Annotated in this window: 15 protein-coding genes; 9 read left to right on the top strand and 6 right to left on the bottom strand. The window is 38.3% G+C overall.

The features are described 5' to 3' along the window. Positions 1-13: 13 nt before the first annotated feature. From E6C50_RS05560 to xrtF, 5 genes are read right to left on the bottom strand one after another with little or no spacing between them, the layout of a single operon-like run. Positions 14-436 carry an HYC_CC_PP family protein gene (locus E6C50_RS05560; protein WP_136402225.1) on the bottom strand — a complete coding sequence of 141 codons (423 nt, stop codon included), beginning with the start codon at positions 434-436 and terminating at the stop codon, positions 14-16. A 44-nt stretch (positions 437-480) separates the two neighbouring features. Further along, positions 481-1,839: an MBL fold metallo-hydrolase gene (locus E6C50_RS05555; RefSeq protein WP_136402224.1), complete on the bottom strand. Its 1,359-nt coding sequence runs from the start codon at positions 1,837-1,839 to the stop codon at positions 481-483. A 3-nt stretch (positions 1,840-1,842) separates the two neighbouring features. After that, complete coding sequence (locus E6C50_RS05550; protein ID WP_136402223.1) at positions 1,843-2,700, bottom strand: ATP cone domain-containing protein; 858 nt, start codon at positions 2,698-2,700, stop codon at positions 1,843-1,845. A 41-nt stretch (positions 2,701-2,741) separates the two neighbouring features. Then, positions 2,742-3,185, bottom strand: a complete 444-nt coding sequence (locus tag E6C50_RS05545) for an exosortase F system-associated membrane protein (protein ID WP_168732754.1) — start codon at positions 3,183-3,185, stop codon at positions 2,742-2,744. Next, complete coding sequence (gene xrtF / locus E6C50_RS05540) at positions 3,160-3,717, bottom strand: exosortase family protein XrtF (RefSeq protein ID WP_230978963.1); 558 nt, start codon at positions 3,715-3,717, stop codon at positions 3,160-3,162. The genes E6C50_RS05545 and xrtF overlap by 26 nt, the downstream gene beginning before the upstream one ends. A gap of 70 nt (positions 3,718-3,787) precedes the next feature. Between xrtF and E6C50_RS05535 the strand changes: the two genes are divergently transcribed. The 8 genes from E6C50_RS05535 to E6C50_RS18020 all read left to right on the top strand — a co-directional run bounded on the left by E6C50_RS05535 (position 3,788) and on the right by E6C50_RS18020 (position 13,838). Next, the gene (locus E6C50_RS05535) at positions 3,788-4,243 is read left to right on the top strand and encodes a GAF domain-containing protein (RefSeq protein WP_136402220.1); all 456 of its coding nucleotides are present in this window, start codon (positions 3,788-3,790) and stop codon (positions 4,241-4,243) included. 106 nt (positions 4,244-4,349) lie between these two features. Beyond that, a complete protein-coding gene (gene rpsO, locus E6C50_RS05530; protein ID WP_136402219.1) occupies positions 4,350-4,619 on the top strand; it encodes a 30S ribosomal protein S15 in 270 nt (89 codons plus the stop codon). A gap of 154 nt (positions 4,620-4,773) precedes the next feature. Beyond that, positions 4,774-6,936 (top strand): polyribonucleotide nucleotidyltransferase, encoded by a 2,163-nt coding sequence (locus E6C50_RS05525; protein ID WP_136402218.1) that lies wholly within the window; start codon positions 4,774-4,776, stop codon positions 6,934-6,936. Between the two features lie 175 nt (positions 6,937-7,111). Further along, positions 7,112-7,861 carry a hypothetical protein gene (locus E6C50_RS05520; RefSeq protein ID WP_136402217.1) on the top strand — a complete coding sequence of 250 codons (750 nt, stop codon included), beginning with the start codon at positions 7,112-7,114 and terminating at the stop codon, positions 7,859-7,861. After that, positions 7,861-10,638, top strand: a complete 2,778-nt coding sequence (locus E6C50_RS05515; RefSeq protein WP_136402216.1) for a TonB-dependent receptor — start codon at positions 7,861-7,863, stop codon at positions 10,636-10,638. The genes E6C50_RS05520 and E6C50_RS05515 overlap by 1 nt, the downstream gene beginning before the upstream one ends. 15 nt (positions 10,639-10,653) lie before the next feature. Continuing rightward, positions 10,654-11,850, top strand: a complete 1,197-nt coding sequence (locus E6C50_RS05510) for a DUF4249 domain-containing protein (RefSeq protein ID WP_136402215.1) — start codon at positions 10,654-10,656, stop codon at positions 11,848-11,850. Continuing rightward, complete coding sequence (locus tag E6C50_RS05505) at positions 11,847-13,562, top strand: hypothetical protein (RefSeq protein ID WP_136402214.1); 1,716 nt, start codon at positions 11,847-11,849, stop codon at positions 13,560-13,562. The genes E6C50_RS05510 and E6C50_RS05505 overlap by 4 nt, the downstream gene beginning before the upstream one ends. A 150-nt stretch (positions 13,563-13,712) precedes the next feature. Next, positions 13,713-13,838: a hypothetical protein gene (locus E6C50_RS18020; protein ID WP_262712804.1), complete on the top strand. Its 126-nt coding sequence runs from the start codon at positions 13,713-13,715 to the stop codon at positions 13,836-13,838. 44 nt (positions 13,839-13,882) lie between these two features. Here E6C50_RS18020 and E6C50_RS05500 read toward each other — a convergent pair whose 3' ends face one another. Further along, positions 13,883-14,668, bottom strand: a complete 786-nt coding sequence (locus E6C50_RS05500; RefSeq protein ID WP_136402213.1) for an LA_2272 family surface repeat-containing protein — start codon at positions 14,666-14,668, stop codon at positions 13,883-13,885. Between the two features lie 103 nt (positions 14,669-14,771). Between E6C50_RS05500 and E6C50_RS05495 the strand changes: the two genes are divergently transcribed. Continuing rightward, positions 14,772-15,731 carry a hypothetical protein gene (locus E6C50_RS05495; protein ID WP_136402212.1) on the top strand — a complete coding sequence of 320 codons (960 nt, stop codon included), beginning with the start codon at positions 14,772-14,774 and terminating at the stop codon, positions 15,729-15,731. The last annotated feature ends 74 nt before the right edge of the window (positions 15,732-15,805 follow it).

Here is a 15,805-nt window from a genome sequence, read left to right as displayed (position 1 = left end):
AAAGCATTAAAAATCAGGCGTAAAAAATATATTGGCAGTAGAGTTTAAAGAGTGGTGGCGCATTACTATCGCAGTAAAAAGACGCGATATCGCTTTTTACGATTACTTCCTCCTCTTCGCTATCAACAACCGGTTTCCAGTTATCGACTATTGTAAAAGCCCCCAAATCAAGCTGGAAGCTTTTTACGATAATATTATCGGTAGTATTTTTCTTTAAGTCGACTTTACTATTAGAACAACAGCTGTCTTTTTTTTCGGTGGCAGCACAACAGGAACTGTCCGAATCAGATGTGTCCATACATGGCATTTCCGACTTGTAGGCCAATGAAACCGAGGCGATTTCTCCACCACAATAATGCACATTAAAAGCCAGTCCGATATTGGAGACCAATATCAGCATTGCTATAAGTATACTAATGTGCTTTTTAATTTTCATTGCCACAAAAATAGTACTTTTTTTGTAGTACTGTATTAATGACTTTATAATTCGATACTTTGTTCCAGTTCCGGAATGATACATTCATAGCCATAGCGCGTTTCGATTACCGCTTTTAACTCGGTAAAACTATCCGCTTCGCCGTGAACCAGAAATATATTTTTGGGTTTATTTTCAAGGTCTGATAGCCAGTTTACCAAATCGTCCTGATCACCATGCGCCGATAAGCCTTCGATTTCAATAACCTTGGCTTCCACCGGATAATAACGTCCGTAAATTTTTATTTCTTTTTCGCCTTCCAGTAATTTTCGGCCACGGGTTCCTTCGGCCTGATAGCCTACGATAACAACGGTCGTTTCCGGTCGGACGATATACCGCTCCAGATAACTTAAAACCCGTCCTCCGGTGATCATTCCACTCGCAGCAATAACCACTTTCGGACGATCATCGTAAATCGCTTCGATTGTTTCTTCATAATTGGAGATCATCGTAAACATTGCGCACATTCCGGTACATTCCTCCCATTTTAATTTGTGCCATTTTTCATTGTCGGTAAAAATATCCAGGACTTTAATACCCATCGGTGTATCAATAATATACGGCATATCCGGTATTCGCCCTTCTTTTTTAAGTTGCCAGATCAGATACATAATACTTTGCACCCTTTCGACTGCAAAACTCGGAATCACGACAGTACCACCACGTTCATAGGTTTCATTAATACAGGCTTCCAGTTCGGCTTTCGGATCGTTGTCCGGATGCTTTTTGTTTCCGTAGGTACTTTCCAGAAAAATATAATCGGCTTGTTTCGGATGTACCGGCGGATACAACAACACATCATTGTCGCGCCCGATATCGCCTGAAAACACGAGTCTCCTTCCATCAATCTCCAATGCAATGGAACAAGCCCCCAGAATATGTCCCGCATAAAAATAGGTAGCCGTTATACCTTCTTCCAATTCAAAAGGCGTATCGATGGCGATGACTTTAAAATACGGCAGCACTTTATCGGCCTGTTCAACTGTGTAGAGCGGTTCGGCCGGATCGTGTTTTGAATAATGTTCTTTATTGGCTTTTTCGGCTTCCTCTTCCTGAATCTTGGCACTGTCCTGCAAAATCAGATTACTAATTGACTTTGTAGGCCCGGTACAGAAGATTTTCCCATCAAAGCCTTCGTTAACCAATCGTGGTAACCAGCCACAATGATCCAAATGACCGTGTGTAAGTACCACATAATCGATGGTTGACGGAAGTACCGATAGCGGATTCCAGTTAAAACTCCTCAATAATTTTCCACCCTGAAACAAACCACAATCAACCAAAATCCGAGTTCCATTATCACTTTCGATAAGTGTTTTGGAACCGGTTACCGTACCAGCGGCACCTAAAAACTGAACTTTCATACGCTAATCGTTAAAGATTTTACATTGATTTCCGATATGCTCACATAAGGCCGAAGCTTCGCGGATAATGTTTTTAATGCGGTTCGGATGTACATTCACATCTTCCAGCAGCTGACTATTATCCAAGATATCAGATGCCAGTAAAGCTCCCGTAATCAATAATTTCTCCTTTTCACTTTGTGTCAGGGTTGTAAGACAGGTAATCGGGAAAAGTCCGCTTTCCTCTATCTTAAATTTCAGACTTTCCTTTTCGGGATAATCCCAGCTCACCATCCTTAAATCGGAACACCGTCCAAATTGTAGCGCTTCGGTTGTAAAACGGTTATTGGTAATCACCCAACATCGGGTGATCGTATCGCTCTGACTAAAAACAGAATGGGTTTTACTTTTCAAATCGTTAAACCGGGACAGAATATACATTGGTACTTTTACATCCGATTTAATATCATTCCGGCTATGAAATTTACATTCAACCATTCCGATCCGCTGATCTTTCTTAATCAGCACATCTACTTCATGTGCCACGCACTTCCCGTTTAAAACCAGATTCGTTTTGGCAACATATCCTTCGTTTTCAAACAATAATGCTACATATTTTTCAAAGAAAAAACCAGCTGGCCCCAAAGCCTGAACTGCCGCTTTTAGATTATAACGGGCCGCATGTACTTTTGATGTTTTTTTTAATAGCTGAAAAGCCTGACGGTTTATTTTCCGGGTAGGCATACCATCATAAAGCTGATTGACAATTATATTGAGAATCTCCTCTATCTTTTCCGGACTGGCTCCGGACATTTGCAGGGAACGTTTCAGTTTTTCACTGTCGAATTTTACGATATCTCCCGACTGTTTTACAACTTTCATCCTTTAAATAGATTTTTTCACATCTTTAAAGGTACAAAAAATTACACTTTTTTCTTTTGATAATAAAATGCAGGAAGGAATAATATCAAAAACAACGGCTGAATCAAGAAGCGACGAATATAAAATAACATCATATAGTCGGGTTTATCCGAACTTTTTAGCACTATGATAAAAGCTGTCAATAGTACAATATAAAAGAAGCCATATAATATTCCCGAAAGCTGTAGTAGTGATTTTTCTCTAAAAACAATATAAATAACAAATAAAGATATCCCGGTATTAAGCCAATAGCGCAATGACAAACCAACTACCAATCGTCCGGTTTCGTAAGTTGGCAAAACCGCATTCTGAAAAGTCCCCCTGAAAAACTCCAGAAACGGATCGTAAAAAAGCTGGCTTTCAAAAGCCCGGATAACGGCCAGCAATACAACCGCCAACAGAATTCCTAAAATAGCCTGTTTATTTTTCCACCCGTTTTGCAGCATATCCGGAGAATTTCTGAACCCAAAGCACCCATAACAGAAAAACGAATCCATAGATAAACAATGGAAAAATCACTCCGTGCAGTATATGTTCCTGTTTCGGATAGCGATCCAGAGCCATCGCCAACAATACAATTCGTATCACATTGAGGATATGAATCAGAACAATTCCAATAATAATATAAATTAAGGTTTTTTTCCAACCGGAAGAAAAGGCAAAGACAAAAGCCGTAAACATAATTATTATACTCACCGCGTTACAACCTTCGATGATCCGTACTATCGGTTTATCATGCAACAAAACGACTACCGCTGCATCCTCAGTACTTGCCCTGGTCGTTACCGGCTCCCCTAAAAAAAGTAGTATCCTTTCGGCCTGGAAAGCCACCGAAGTCGTAATCCCATCGGTTTGAAATTTTTCAGCATCATATTTACCAAGGTACAATTTATACACTACTGTCAATACGATATAGAGTAATAGAAATTTTATTAAAAAGACAAAAAACGGCTTGTATTGGAAGAATAGATTTTTCAAAACACTTTTTTTTAACAAAAATATAAAAATTAAAACATTCCGAATAAATACTTTTGCAAAAAGTAATGTTATGAAGTTTCAAGAATTAGAACCAAAAGTGAAGGCAATTGTTGCCAATACCCATAGTAGTCGGGATGAAAAATTAAAAAACATCTGTCAGCTTTTACAGGATCACATTGAATATTACAACTGGGTTGGTTTTTATTTCCGCAACGGTGATAAAGAAGAACTGGTATTAGGTCCTTATGTAGGTGCTGAAACCGACCATACCGTGATTCCGTTTGGAAAAGGTATCTGCGGACAGGTGGCGGTTTCCAATCAGAATTTTGTGGTTCCCGACGTAAAAGCGCAGGACAACTATATTGCCTGTAGCCTTACGGTAAAATCCGAAATCGTGGTACCGCTTTTTGTAAATGGTGTTAACATCGGTCAGATCGATATCGACTCGCATGTTCTGGATCCGTTCACAGCTGCAGACGAGCGTTTTCTGGAATTTGTAAATCAGGAGGTTGCACAACTTTTTTAACATTGTTTCCTGTTTTTATTTGTTAGTTCCAAAAATAAAGCTACCTTTGCACACGAAATAGGACTACCCTAATTCACTACATAATAATCATTTAAATAATATTAGCATGTATTTAACTAAAGAAGTTAAAGCGGATATTTTCGCAAAACACGGTGGAAATGCAGTTAACACAGGTTCTGCAGAAGGACAAATTGCGTTATTCACATTCAGAATTAATCACTTGACTGGACACTTAAAAGCTAATCGTCACGATTACAACACCGAGCGTTCGCTTGTGAAATTGGTAGGTAAAAGAAGAAGTCTTCTTGACTACTTAAAGAAAAAAGATATCAACAGATATCGTGAGATTATCAAAGAATTAAACATCAGAAAATAATCACTGAAAAGAGGCGCCCGCGCGCCTCTTTTTGTTTTGTATATTTTGACAGAAAAAAGTTTGGTTTTTCATTGGGTATTAGACAACTACACAACAACAACGACAACAACACAACTAAAACCCATTTGTCTAATTAAGAATTAAAATTAATTTTATGGTTCCTAAGGTTACCCAAGAAATTATCGATTTAGGTGATGGAAGAACAATCACTATCGAAACAGGAAAACTAGCCAAACAAGCAGACGGTTCTGTCGTGGTTCGTATGGGCGATGCAATGTTATTAGCTACTGCTGTATCTGCCCGTACTGCCAGTCCAGGAGTGGATTTCCTACCGTTAACAGTAGATTATCGCGAAAAATTTGCCGCAGCCGGACGTTTTCCGGGTGGTTTCTTTAAGCGTGAAGCGCGTCCAAGTGATAGCGAAGTTTTAACCATGCGTCTTGTTGACCGTGTTTTACGTCCGTTATTTCCGGACGATTACCATGCTGAAACGCAGGTAATGATCCAATTAATGTCGCACGACGAAAACGTAATGCCTGATTCATTAGCCGGTTTGGCTGCTTCTGCTGCATTAGCGGTTTCCGACATTCCATTTACAACGTATATCTCTGAAGTACGCGTGGGTCGTATTGACGGGAAATTGGTCATCAACCCTAGCAAACAGGATTTAGAAAAGTCAGACATCGATATGATGATCGGAGCTTCTTTGGATTCCGTTGCCATGGTGGAAGGAGAAATGAAAGAAATCTCCGAAAAAGAAATGGTAGAAGCAATCAAATTTGCACACGAAGCCATTAAAACACAAATCAACGCACAAATCAAGTTACGTGCCGCTTTAGGTCTTACCGAAGTACGTACGTATGAGCAAGAGAAAAATGACGAGGCTATTTATGCAAAAGTAAAAGAAGCTGCCTACGACAAATGCTATGCAATCGCACAGGAAGGGACTTCAAAACAAGAAAGAGGTGAAAAATTCGCCCTTGTTAAAGAAGAAGTAATCGCCCTGTTTACTGAAGAAGAATTAGCAGAAAACGGAGATTTGGTTTCCAAATACTTTTCTAAAACACAAAAAGAAGCCGTTCGTAATGTAATTTTAGATTTAGGATTACGTCTTGACGGAAGAAAAACAACTGAAATCCGTCCTATCTGGTGTGAAGTAGATTATCTACCATCAACACACGGATCGGCTGTATTTACCAGAGGTGAAACACAAGCATTAGCTACCGTTACTCTTGGAACTTCAAGAGAAGCGAATATTATTGATTTACCTTCTGAACAAGGAGAAGAAAGATTCTATCTTCACTATAATTTCCCACCATTCTCAACCGGTGAAGCAAAGCCTTTACGAGGAACTTCCCGTCGAGAAGTAGGTCACGGAAACCTGGCACAACGTGCTTTAAAAAATATGATTCCTGCCGATTGTCCTTACACGATCCGCGTGGTATCAGAAGTACTGGAATCGAACGGTTCCTCTTCGATGGCTACGGTTTGCGCCGGAACCCTTTCGTTGATGGATGCCGGTATTCAAATCAGCAAGCCGGTTTCGGGTATTGCTATGGGACTTATCTCAGACGATAAAACAGGTCGTTGGGCTGTATTATCCGACATCCTGGGTGATGAAGATCATTTAGGGGATATGGACTTTAAAGTTACCGGAACTGCCGATGGTATCACGGCTTGTCAGATGGATATCAAAATCGAAGGACTGGCCTACGACATCATGGAGAAAGCCCTTGAACAGGCTCGCGACGGACGTCTGCATATTTTAGGGAAAATTACCGAAACAATTGCACAGCCTAACCCTACCGTTAAACCGAAAGCTCCGAAAATCATCAAAATTGAAATCCCTAAAGATTTCATCGGTGCCGTTATCGGACCAGGTGGTAAAAACATCCAGGCTTTACAAGCTGAAACCGAAACGACTATCGTTATCAACGAAGAAGGTAATCTGGGCATCATCGAAATCCTTGGCGTTAATGCTGCCGGTATGGAAAAAGCTATCAGCTCGATCCAGAATACAATTTTCGCTCCTGTAGAAGGCGAAACCTACACTGTAAAAGTGGTTAAAGTTCTTGAATTCGGAGCAGTTGTTGAATTTGTACCAGGAAAAGAAACCTTACTTCACGTTTCGGAGTTAGATTGGAAACGCGTAGAAAATGTAGCCGATGTTATTAAAATCGGAGATGTTTTTGACGTTAAATACATGGGTATCGATCCGAAAACCAAAAAAGCTAAAGTTTCTAAAAAAGCTTTATTACCAAGACCTCCAAGAGAAAACAAACCGGAGGAAAAGAAAGACACGAAGCAACAAGGTTAATTTTTTATAAAAATTAATTCATAGAAAGCCCTGATCCTTAACTGAATCAGGGCTTTTACTTTATTTCTCTTTTGCGAGAAAAAAATGTTAAAGTTTTCAAAATAATTTTTTGATCCGATATTATTCCTACTTTTGGCATTCTGCTATATTATCAATCAAAACTTTTATTTTATAAATGATCCTCAAAAACCCTCCCAAACAATTATGCATTATAATAATTTATACCTTATTTTTTGGCTTTTATAAAACTCAGGCTCAATCGGAAGAACGGTATATTACAAAAATGCACGACAGTCTTGTTGGTAAGCAAGGCTTAGCCATCAATAATGGTTATTATCACACGAATCCTTATCCGATTCAAAACGGAAAACATCGCTATTATTCCTCTGACAGCCCCATTAAAGCATCCGTTTTATATGAAAATCAATATTATTACGATATAGATATCAAATACGATCTATATCAGGATAATTTAGTTTACAAACCATCGGCCGAATCCGGAAATGTAGGAATCGAACTTATTCAGCAAAATGTAGATGCGTTTACAATCAACAACAAAAAGTTTGTCAACCTTGGAAAAAAAGTTTCTCCAATGATCACTTTTATAAAAGGCTATTATGAAGAAAATCTAAAAGGCAACAACTTTAGTTTTTATATCAAACATCATAAAGACAGACGGGAGATTGTCAATGGCACCCGTACCTATAATGAGTTTGAAGATAATAATGACTACTATATCTATCGTAATGACACCTACTATAAAATAGCTTCCAAAAGCGATCTTGTCGCTTTGTTTCCCGATCTGAAAAAGAAAATTAACGACTTGTACAGTCAAAACAAGTCTTTGGAGAAGGAAAACAAATATCTTTTCTATGATGACCTAATCCACAAAATCAATTCCCTACTTGAAACTAACCATCCGTAATGAAGAAAATTTTACTTGCTCTGTTCATCCTCGCGTACAGTCAGGCTGCCTTTTCTCAGGAAAAACAAAAATTATCCCTGGAACTGAACAATTCTGATGTCCCGACTGCCTTGAACAAAATAGAAGCTACCTCAGGCTATAAATTCTATTTCGACAACTCCTGGCTGGAGAATTATAAAAACATTCGTATCACCAAAAACTTTAATCAGGCTTCTCTTGATGAGATTCTGACTGAAATTTTTAGCAATACCGACCTTAATTTTTTTGTAGATAAGAATACTGTGATTCTTACCAACAATAGTATTATTTATTCCAAACTGGCCGACAATTATTTCGGTGAAACCACTACGCGTAAAAGTGACGAAGTGGTGATTCAGGGTGATCCTGTATTTTACCAACAATATGACGACGCTACCAGTGGCGATTCTAAAAACAATTCCGTTTCCTTAATCGGAAAAGAAGCGAAAGTAAGCGGAAGAAAAACGTTTGAACTTTCAGGCTATATCAAAAACACCAAAAACGGAGAGCCCATTGCCAATGTGATCATAAAAACCCCAAACAACGAAGCTACAGCGATGACCGATGATACCGGACACTATAGTATACAACTTCCGTCGGGTTTAAATGTGGTGGAAGTAGAATCGTTTACCCATAAAAAGGTGACACGTAAAATTATGATGTACAACAATGGTACTCTTAATTTAAATATCACCGAAAACATTACCTTATTGGAAGAAGTGAACGTACGTGGTAAAAAACGTGAAGGAGCGAAAGCGGCTATTGCCGGAGTTACTTCTATCGATATAAAAGATCTTAAAAACGTTCCTACCGTATTAGGAGAACGCGATATTCTAAAAATCGCCACTACCATTCCGGGTATTAAATCGGCTGGTGAAGGTTCTTCAGGAGTAAACGTACGTGGTGGTAAAGAGGATCAAAACCTTTTCCTTTTAGACAATGCCACGCTATACAATCCGGCGCACTTTTTCGGTTTGTTCTCCGCTATCAATCCGTATACCATCGACAAAGCCGATATCTATAAAGGGAGTATCCCTGCAGAATTTGGAGGAAGATTATCGTCGGTTTTCGATATTTCTACAAAAAAAGGAAATACGACCAAATTCTCCGGAGAAGGTGGTATTGGACCTGTGACCAGTAATTTAATGGTGACCACTCCGATTGTAAAAGAAAAATCAAGTTTATTGGTAGGTGGTCGTGCGACCTATTCCGATTGGATTTTAAAATCGCTTAATGAGCCATCCTTAAAAAACAGTCAGGCGAATTTCTTTGATATTATTACAAAATACAATCATAAAATTAACGACAATAACGATATTCAGGCAACGTTCTATTACAGCCGTGATGCTTTTAGTATCACTTCGGATTCCCTTTATAAATACAGCAACCGATTAGCAACTTTGAGATGGAATCACAATTTTAATGAAAAACACAAAGGGGCTTTAATCCTGACGAATTCGGAATATAAATTCAATATTGATTTTGATAAAGCCGAAAGCCAGAGAGCGTTTAACTATGGTTATAAAATTGACGAAACACAAGCACAGTTGAAGTTTAACTATGACTACAATAAAAAACATACGTTCAATTATGGTATCTCCAGTAAACTATACGGTGTAAATCCTGGCTTCCTGGATCCTATCGGCGAAAATTCAAAATTAGTTTCTGTTGCACTTGACAAACAGAAAGGACTGGAATCGGCGCTCTATATTGCTGACAACTTTAAATTTAACGACAAGCTATCCTTTAATATCGGATTGCGTTATTCTGTATTTGCAGCTTTGGGCGCGTCCAACCAACGTATTTACGAAGACGGATTACCAAAAAGCAATGAAACCGTTGCCGAAATCCAAACGTTTGGCAACAATGAAGTCGTAAAAACCTATGGAGGATTTGAACCGAGATTAGCAATTAAGTATGCTTTTACCGACGATTTCTCCATCAAAGCCGGTTATGATAAAACCTACCAGTACATGCACTTGTTATCGAGCAACACCACACAATCGCCAACCGATGTATGGAAATTATCTGATATCAATGTAAAACCGCAGGATGCGCAACAAATCTCTTTGGGTGCTTACAAGACATTTAAAGACGAAATGTACGAAGTGAGTTTAGAAGGTTACTACAAACGTATGAACAACATACTGGATTATAAAGTAGGAGCCGAAATCATGCTAAACAAAAACATCGAAACCGAATTATTACAAGGTGAAGGAAAAGCTTATGGTGTGGAATTGTTACTAAAAAAGACGGCCGGAAAACTTAACGGTTGGATTGGATATACCTATTCCAGAACCTTGATCAAACTAGACAGTCCATTTGATGTCGAAAAAGTAAACAACGGCGCTTTCTTTGCTGCAAATTTTGACAAACCACATGATTTTAGTGCCGTTTTAAATTATAAATTTACAAAACGCTACAGTTTATCCATGAATTTCATTTATCAGACCGGTAGACCCATTACCTATCCTGTAGGAAAGTACCAGTTTGGAAATGCAGAATATACGCTGTATAGTGATCGAAATGCATTCCGAATTCCAGACTATTATCGAATGGATATTGGAATCAATATTGAAGGCAACCATAAAATTAAAAAACTGGCACACAGTTTCTGGAATATCTCGGTTTATAACGTTTTGGGACGTAACAACCCATATTCCGTATACTTTGTAACAGAAAACGGACAGGTTAAAGGATATAAAACTTCTATCTTCTCGATCCCTGTTCCAACTATTACTTATAATTTCAGATTTTAACGAGACGAATACGTTATGAAAAAAATATTTTTAACCAGACTAACATTGCTATTCCTGATTTGTATCGGTTTAACCAACTGTACCGATCCGTATAAAATGGAAACCAATACCTTTGAAGATGCCTTAGTTGTGGAAGCAACTATTACAAACATCCTTCAAAAACAAACCATAAAAGTTTCCAGAACCTACCGTTTTGAAGATTTCGGCCCTACTTTTGAAGAAAATGCCGATGTTTTTGTAACCGACAGTGATGGCATTGAATATCCTTTTGTACAAAGCAATAATGTGTATACATCGGTTAATGAATTTCAGGCGGTACCGGGTAAGCAATACCAACTAACGGTAATTACAAGCGATGGTAAAAAATACACTTCAACTAAGGAGATTCTCCCAACAGACAGTCCGTTGGAAGAGGTAACCGCCAACGTAGCAACCATCGATAACGTTACTGGTGTTGAAATCCGGGCAAAAAGCTACAATCCTAACGGTAGTTCTCAATATTATCGTTTCGAATATGAAGAAACCTATAAAATTGTAGCTCCGAAATGGATTACCACAAAAGCTTTCTTTTCCGGGCCAAATCCCAATCAGCCCATATTAACCATGTTACCGCGTACGGAAGAAGCCAGAACCTGTTACAGCACGGATAAATCATTAGAAATTATACAGCTAAACACTAATGAAACCGCAGAAGACCGTGTCGATTTCCCGGTACGTTTTATAAGTAACCAGAATTATATCATGAGTCATCGCTATAGCATTCTGGTACGTCAATATGTACAAAATGCACATGCCTATAATTATTACAAAGCCTTAAAAAAACTAGCGGGTTCCGGAGGGAATATCCTGTCTCCTAATCAACCGGGGTTCCTTATCGGAAATATAAAATCGGTAAACAATTCCAGTGAAAAAGTAATCGGGTTCTTTGATGTTTCACCGGTTTCATCCAAACGAATTTTCTTTAATTATGCCGATCTGTTTCCGGATAAACCTTTGCCTCCTTACAAAGTAAACTGCACTGAGCTGTCACAAAAATATTGTTTCTCTACTTTAGATCCCTCCTGTAATGGTCCTTCGGTTGTAGGTTACATCAATACCAACGTCATGGTGATCTATAAATTCGATGAAGCTCCTATTTATATTTTAACACCAGCACCCTGCGGTGATTGCACCACTTTTTCGTCTAACGTAATACCTTCATTCTGGGAATGAGAAAAAATATTTTACCCCTGATTTTAATAGGAGCAAGCTGCTTCTTTTGTCATAACAGTATCGCACAAGGCAGTTCCCAAAAAAGCAACCTGACAGTTGCCGCTTTGGAGCGCATCTATGTGCACGCTAATACTACCATGCTTTTATCCGGCGAATCCTGCTTTTATAATCTGTATTGCCTTAATGCCGGTAATAACACGAGCAGTACGATTAGTAAAATCGCCTATATCGAAGTAATCGATGCCGACAAAAAAAGTGTTTTAAAACAAAAAATACATTTGGACAATGGTGTGGCTCAGGGCGATTTCTTTATCCCTACCACCTTAAAAACCGGGAACTATAAGCTAATTGCCTATACCAACTGGATGCTCAACAATAATGCAGCTGCATTTTTCCAACTGGATCTGGTGGTGATCAATCCATTTCTGACAGGAAAAAATCCGGTTTCCAAAGAAAGTCTGGTGGTTAAAAATACCAACGACAAGGTTACCAGCAATTTTATGGCACTGAATACCGACAAAAAAAGCTATGGAAATCGCGAAAAAATCAATCTTACTATTAATCCTCTGACCAATGGTAGCAAAGGTGTTTATTCCCTTTCTGTACGAAAAGTAGATCTGCTTACAAACCCATCCGTAACAACTCCGCAATCTTTTATTTCGAATGCGAATAACACACCTTTGACCGGCGGTACAATGCATATTCCGGAACTGAGAGGTGAATTACTTTCCGGGAAAATCATGTCGAAAAGTGGTCAGGAAGTACAAAACAAAAACATAGCGCTATCCTTACCGGGGAAATCGTTCGAGATGAAAATGACGGTTACCGATAAAGACGGAAATTTCTTTTTTGCACTGGATCGTTATCCAAATACCAATAACGCAGTAATACAAGTGGTCGACGCCGAACATGATGACTACAGCGTTGTGCTAACCGATATGCAAAATGTAGACCTGTCGCAGTTGCGTTTTCCGGAAGCTTTTACGCTGAATCCGGCGTATCGGGCTGCCATCGAAGAACGTTCTACAGCCAATCAGATTGAAAATGCCTATTATTCCAAAAAAAGAGATAGTCTCGAAATAGCACCGCGTACGCAGCCTTTTTACCATCCGTTGCAAAAGGATTATTTCCTGGACGATTATACCCGTTTTTCTTCTTTTAAAGAAACAGTAACCGAAGTCATACCGGAACTCTTCTTCCGCGAAAATAAAGGTAAGTATTCCCTACACCTGCGAAATTCTGCTACTAACGATGGTTCGATTGATAATCCTTTGATCATGGTTGATGGATTGTTGATTCAGAATAGTGATGAATTATTTCAGTACAACACCAATAATATTCATAAAATATCCCTTATCAATAAGGCATACATCTATGGGCCAATTATGTATAGTGGTGTTGTAAATATCATTACTAAAAATTTTGATTACCAGACAAAAGCTTCCGGTGATTTTATTAAAAAGACTGAAATCAACCGACCTCAGAAAAAGAAAACCTATTACAGTCCGAAATACGACGGCACACAAAATCTGGACCGAATTCCGGATTATCGCTACCAACTGGCCTGGTTCCCGAACCTGAACATTGGTCAAGAACCGACGACTGTTTCTTTTTATAGTTCTGATATAAAAGGTACTTTCGAAATCATACTGGAAGGTTTTACCGAAAAAGGAGAACCGGTTTATACCAAAGAGTATATCGAAGTACCATAATATTCTCTTAGAATTTCAATCTTACAGATAAGCCGGCCATATAAACCGGCTTATCTTATCTATAGCGTAAATCATAATTGATGTTCCGTTTTCGGAATGTCGGGGCTCCTCTATTCCCTATATTTCACCATTTAATGACACCATTACGTTATGAAAACGAAATTTTTAAACCAACTGATATTCCTGATACTTATCGGTACCGGACTAACCAACTGTACCGATCCGTATAAAATCAAAACCGAAATTTGCACAAAACTGACAAGACTATTACCATGATAATAGCCTTTTGTATATCCATTCGGATTCTAAAAATTTTTGTACTAACCTTTAAATTGCCAGTTTACCAAAGGAAGTCTTCTTTTCCCGTTAGTATTCCATAAGCCAAATTGAAGGCCTCTCAGATTTTTAGCATTATTAAACAACCCGATTTGTAATCCGCGGTAATCTCTTGCCACATTCGAAATGGCCACTTGCAAACCGTTTCCTACTTCGGCTATGTTCGCAATTCCGCAAATAGAAATACCATTCATCCTTCCGGTACTCAAAATCGCCCCGGTAAGCGAAACGCCATTCATCTTATTCATCGACGAGACCACACAAATGTTTAAACCATTAACCGCTGCTCCGTCCAGGAATCCACCTGAGCTTATATTTAATCCGTTAATCCGGGTTTTTAAACTGTCATCATCCCGTTTTAAAAACGTTCTGGTTAACGAAAAGCTTTCAAAAGGTTCTTTTCTCGCTGCTATAAAAAAACTTTCAAGGGTAATACCAAGCCCAAATGTAACTAGCGCAGCGGCTATTGGACTTGCTTCGACATTCAAACCGTTTACTTCCTGAAATTTTATTTTTCTATTTCTATAATGTCCCACACCTAACGTTAGTCCGTTTACTTTAGTTACACTACTATGAATGGGTGAAAAACTAAATATCCGAACACTGTCTCGCGGGTTTTTATTTTCAGATTGGCTTTTCAAATGTACGTTTCTTTGTACCACACCAACCGCTTTCATTCTCGTATTTTCGGTGGTAACCTTGATCGTATCCTGTGACAAAACCGTGTTGGAAAGCAACAGGATAAAAAAAGCAATAAATTGTAGTTTCATAATTTTAGGGTTTACAATTGACAGTCAAACCTATTGCAATTTTCACATATAAAATTGTAATTAATACTAATTAAAAGTTTTAAATTTGTGATTATCGCAAAACATGAAAGAACAGGAAATCCTTTTAAGAGCCATTCGGAAGCAGTTTCCAGATCAGGCTTCACTTATCAGTGAGCTCGCCGCTGTTTTGAATATCAGTTATGATGCCGCACATCGTCGTATTTCTCAGAAAAGTAAATTTACCATCGAGGAAACCGTTAGCCTTTGCAGGCATTATAAAATCTCTATGGATAAATTGTTTTTTCAGGATCGGAAAGTAATTGTGGAAAAAACAAAGGAGATCCATTCCATGACCGATATGATTGCGTATTTCAAACATTCGTCCGAAAAATTACAGTTATTCACGTCTCTTTCCGAAACCAAAATGTATTATTCGGCCAAAGACATCCCGCTTTTTTATACCGCCGATGGTACCTTATTGTCCAAATTCAAACTATATGTATGGATGAATCTTCTAAATGGGGATCAAAATCAGGAATCGTTCGAGAAATTTTCAATCGACGGTCAGTTATCCGAATATACACAAGCGTTAAAAAAGGTATATGAATCCGTTGAAGTTCATGAAATCTGGAACGATACCACTATCAATAGTACACTACAACAAATCCTGTATTTCTTCGAAGCCGGACTGGTTAACTTACAAAATGCAATTGCATTATACGACGATTTAAAAGCCATTATATACAAAGCAGAAAAAAAATGCCTGAACGATCCGTTGTACACTATCTATTATAACGAATTATTAATTTTAAATAACAATGTATTACTAACAGACAATAAGAGACAATCGTTGTTCATTCCATATACTATGTTGGGTTATTTTATAACCGACGATTCCGAAACCTGTTCCGGAACATTACGGTTCTTTTTAAATCAGATTAAAAATTCCAAGTCGCTGAATGTATCCGGCACCAAAGACCGCAAACAATTTTTCAACAAATCACTACACAAAATTGATTTCTACATCGAGCGTTTAAAAAACGAGATCACCATCGATTTTTAAAAGGCTACCAATATTTGTCTGATAAGTGGTAGTCAAATGCTGCAAACACCAAAACCAACCTACTAAAAATAAGC

Origin of the sequence: Flavobacterium supellecticarium (assembly GCF_004801375.1) — a bacterium.
GTDB lineage: Bacteria > Bacteroidota > Bacteroidia > Flavobacteriales > Flavobacteriaceae > Flavobacterium > Flavobacterium supellecticarium.
Note: the sequence above shows the minus strand (reverse complement) of the source record. Positions and strands in the feature narration are given on the sequence as shown.

What these genes read in the sequence shown, in the direction of transcription:
- E6C50_RS05550 (WP_136402223.1), bottom strand. Translation starts at nt 2,700, where the DNA reads ATGAAAGTTGTAAAACAGTCGGGAGATATCGTAAAATTCGACAGTGAA.
- E6C50_RS05505 (WP_136402214.1), top strand. Translation starts at nt 11,847, where the DNA reads ATGAGAAAAAATATTTTACCCCTGATTTTAATAGGAGCAAGCTGCTTC.
- E6C50_RS05500 (WP_136402213.1), bottom strand. Translation starts at nt 14,668, where the DNA reads ATGAAACTACAATTTATTGCTTTTTTTATCCTGTTGCTTTCCAACACG.
- E6C50_RS05520 (WP_136402217.1), top strand. Translation starts at nt 7,112, where the DNA reads ATGATCCTCAAAAACCCTCCCAAACAATTATGCATTATAATAATTTAT.
- E6C50_RS05560 (WP_136402225.1), bottom strand. Translation starts at nt 436, where the DNA reads ATGAAAATTAAAAAGCACATTAGTATACTTATAGCAATGCTGATATTG.
- E6C50_RS05545 (WP_168732754.1), bottom strand. Translation starts at nt 3,185, where the DNA reads ATGCTGCAAAACGGGTGGAAAAATAAACAGGCTATTTTAGGAATTCTG.
- E6C50_RS05510 (WP_136402215.1), top strand. Translation starts at nt 10,654, where the DNA reads ATGAAAAAAATATTTTTAACCAGACTAACATTGCTATTCCTGATTTGT.
- E6C50_RS18020 (WP_262712804.1), top strand. Translation starts at nt 13,713, where the DNA reads ATGAAAACGAAATTTTTAAACCAACTGATATTCCTGATACTTATCGGT.
- E6C50_RS05535 (WP_136402220.1), top strand. Translation starts at nt 3,788, where the DNA reads ATGAAGTTTCAAGAATTAGAACCAAAAGTGAAGGCAATTGTTGCCAAT.
- E6C50_RS05495 (WP_136402212.1), top strand. Translation starts at nt 14,772, where the DNA reads ATGAAAGAACAGGAAATCCTTTTAAGAGCCATTCGGAAGCAGTTTCCA.
- E6C50_RS05525 (WP_136402218.1), top strand. Translation starts at nt 4,774, where the DNA reads ATGGTTCCTAAGGTTACCCAAGAAATTATCGATTTAGGTGATGGAAGA.
- E6C50_RS05515 (WP_136402216.1), top strand. Translation starts at nt 7,861, where the DNA reads ATGAAGAAAATTTTACTTGCTCTGTTCATCCTCGCGTACAGTCAGGCT.
- E6C50_RS05555 (WP_136402224.1), bottom strand. Translation starts at nt 1,839, where the DNA reads ATGAAAGTTCAGTTTTTAGGTGCCGCTGGTACGGTAACCGGTTCCAAA.
- rpsO (WP_136402219.1), top strand. Translation starts at nt 4,350, where the DNA reads ATGTATTTAACTAAAGAAGTTAAAGCGGATATTTTCGCAAAACACGGT.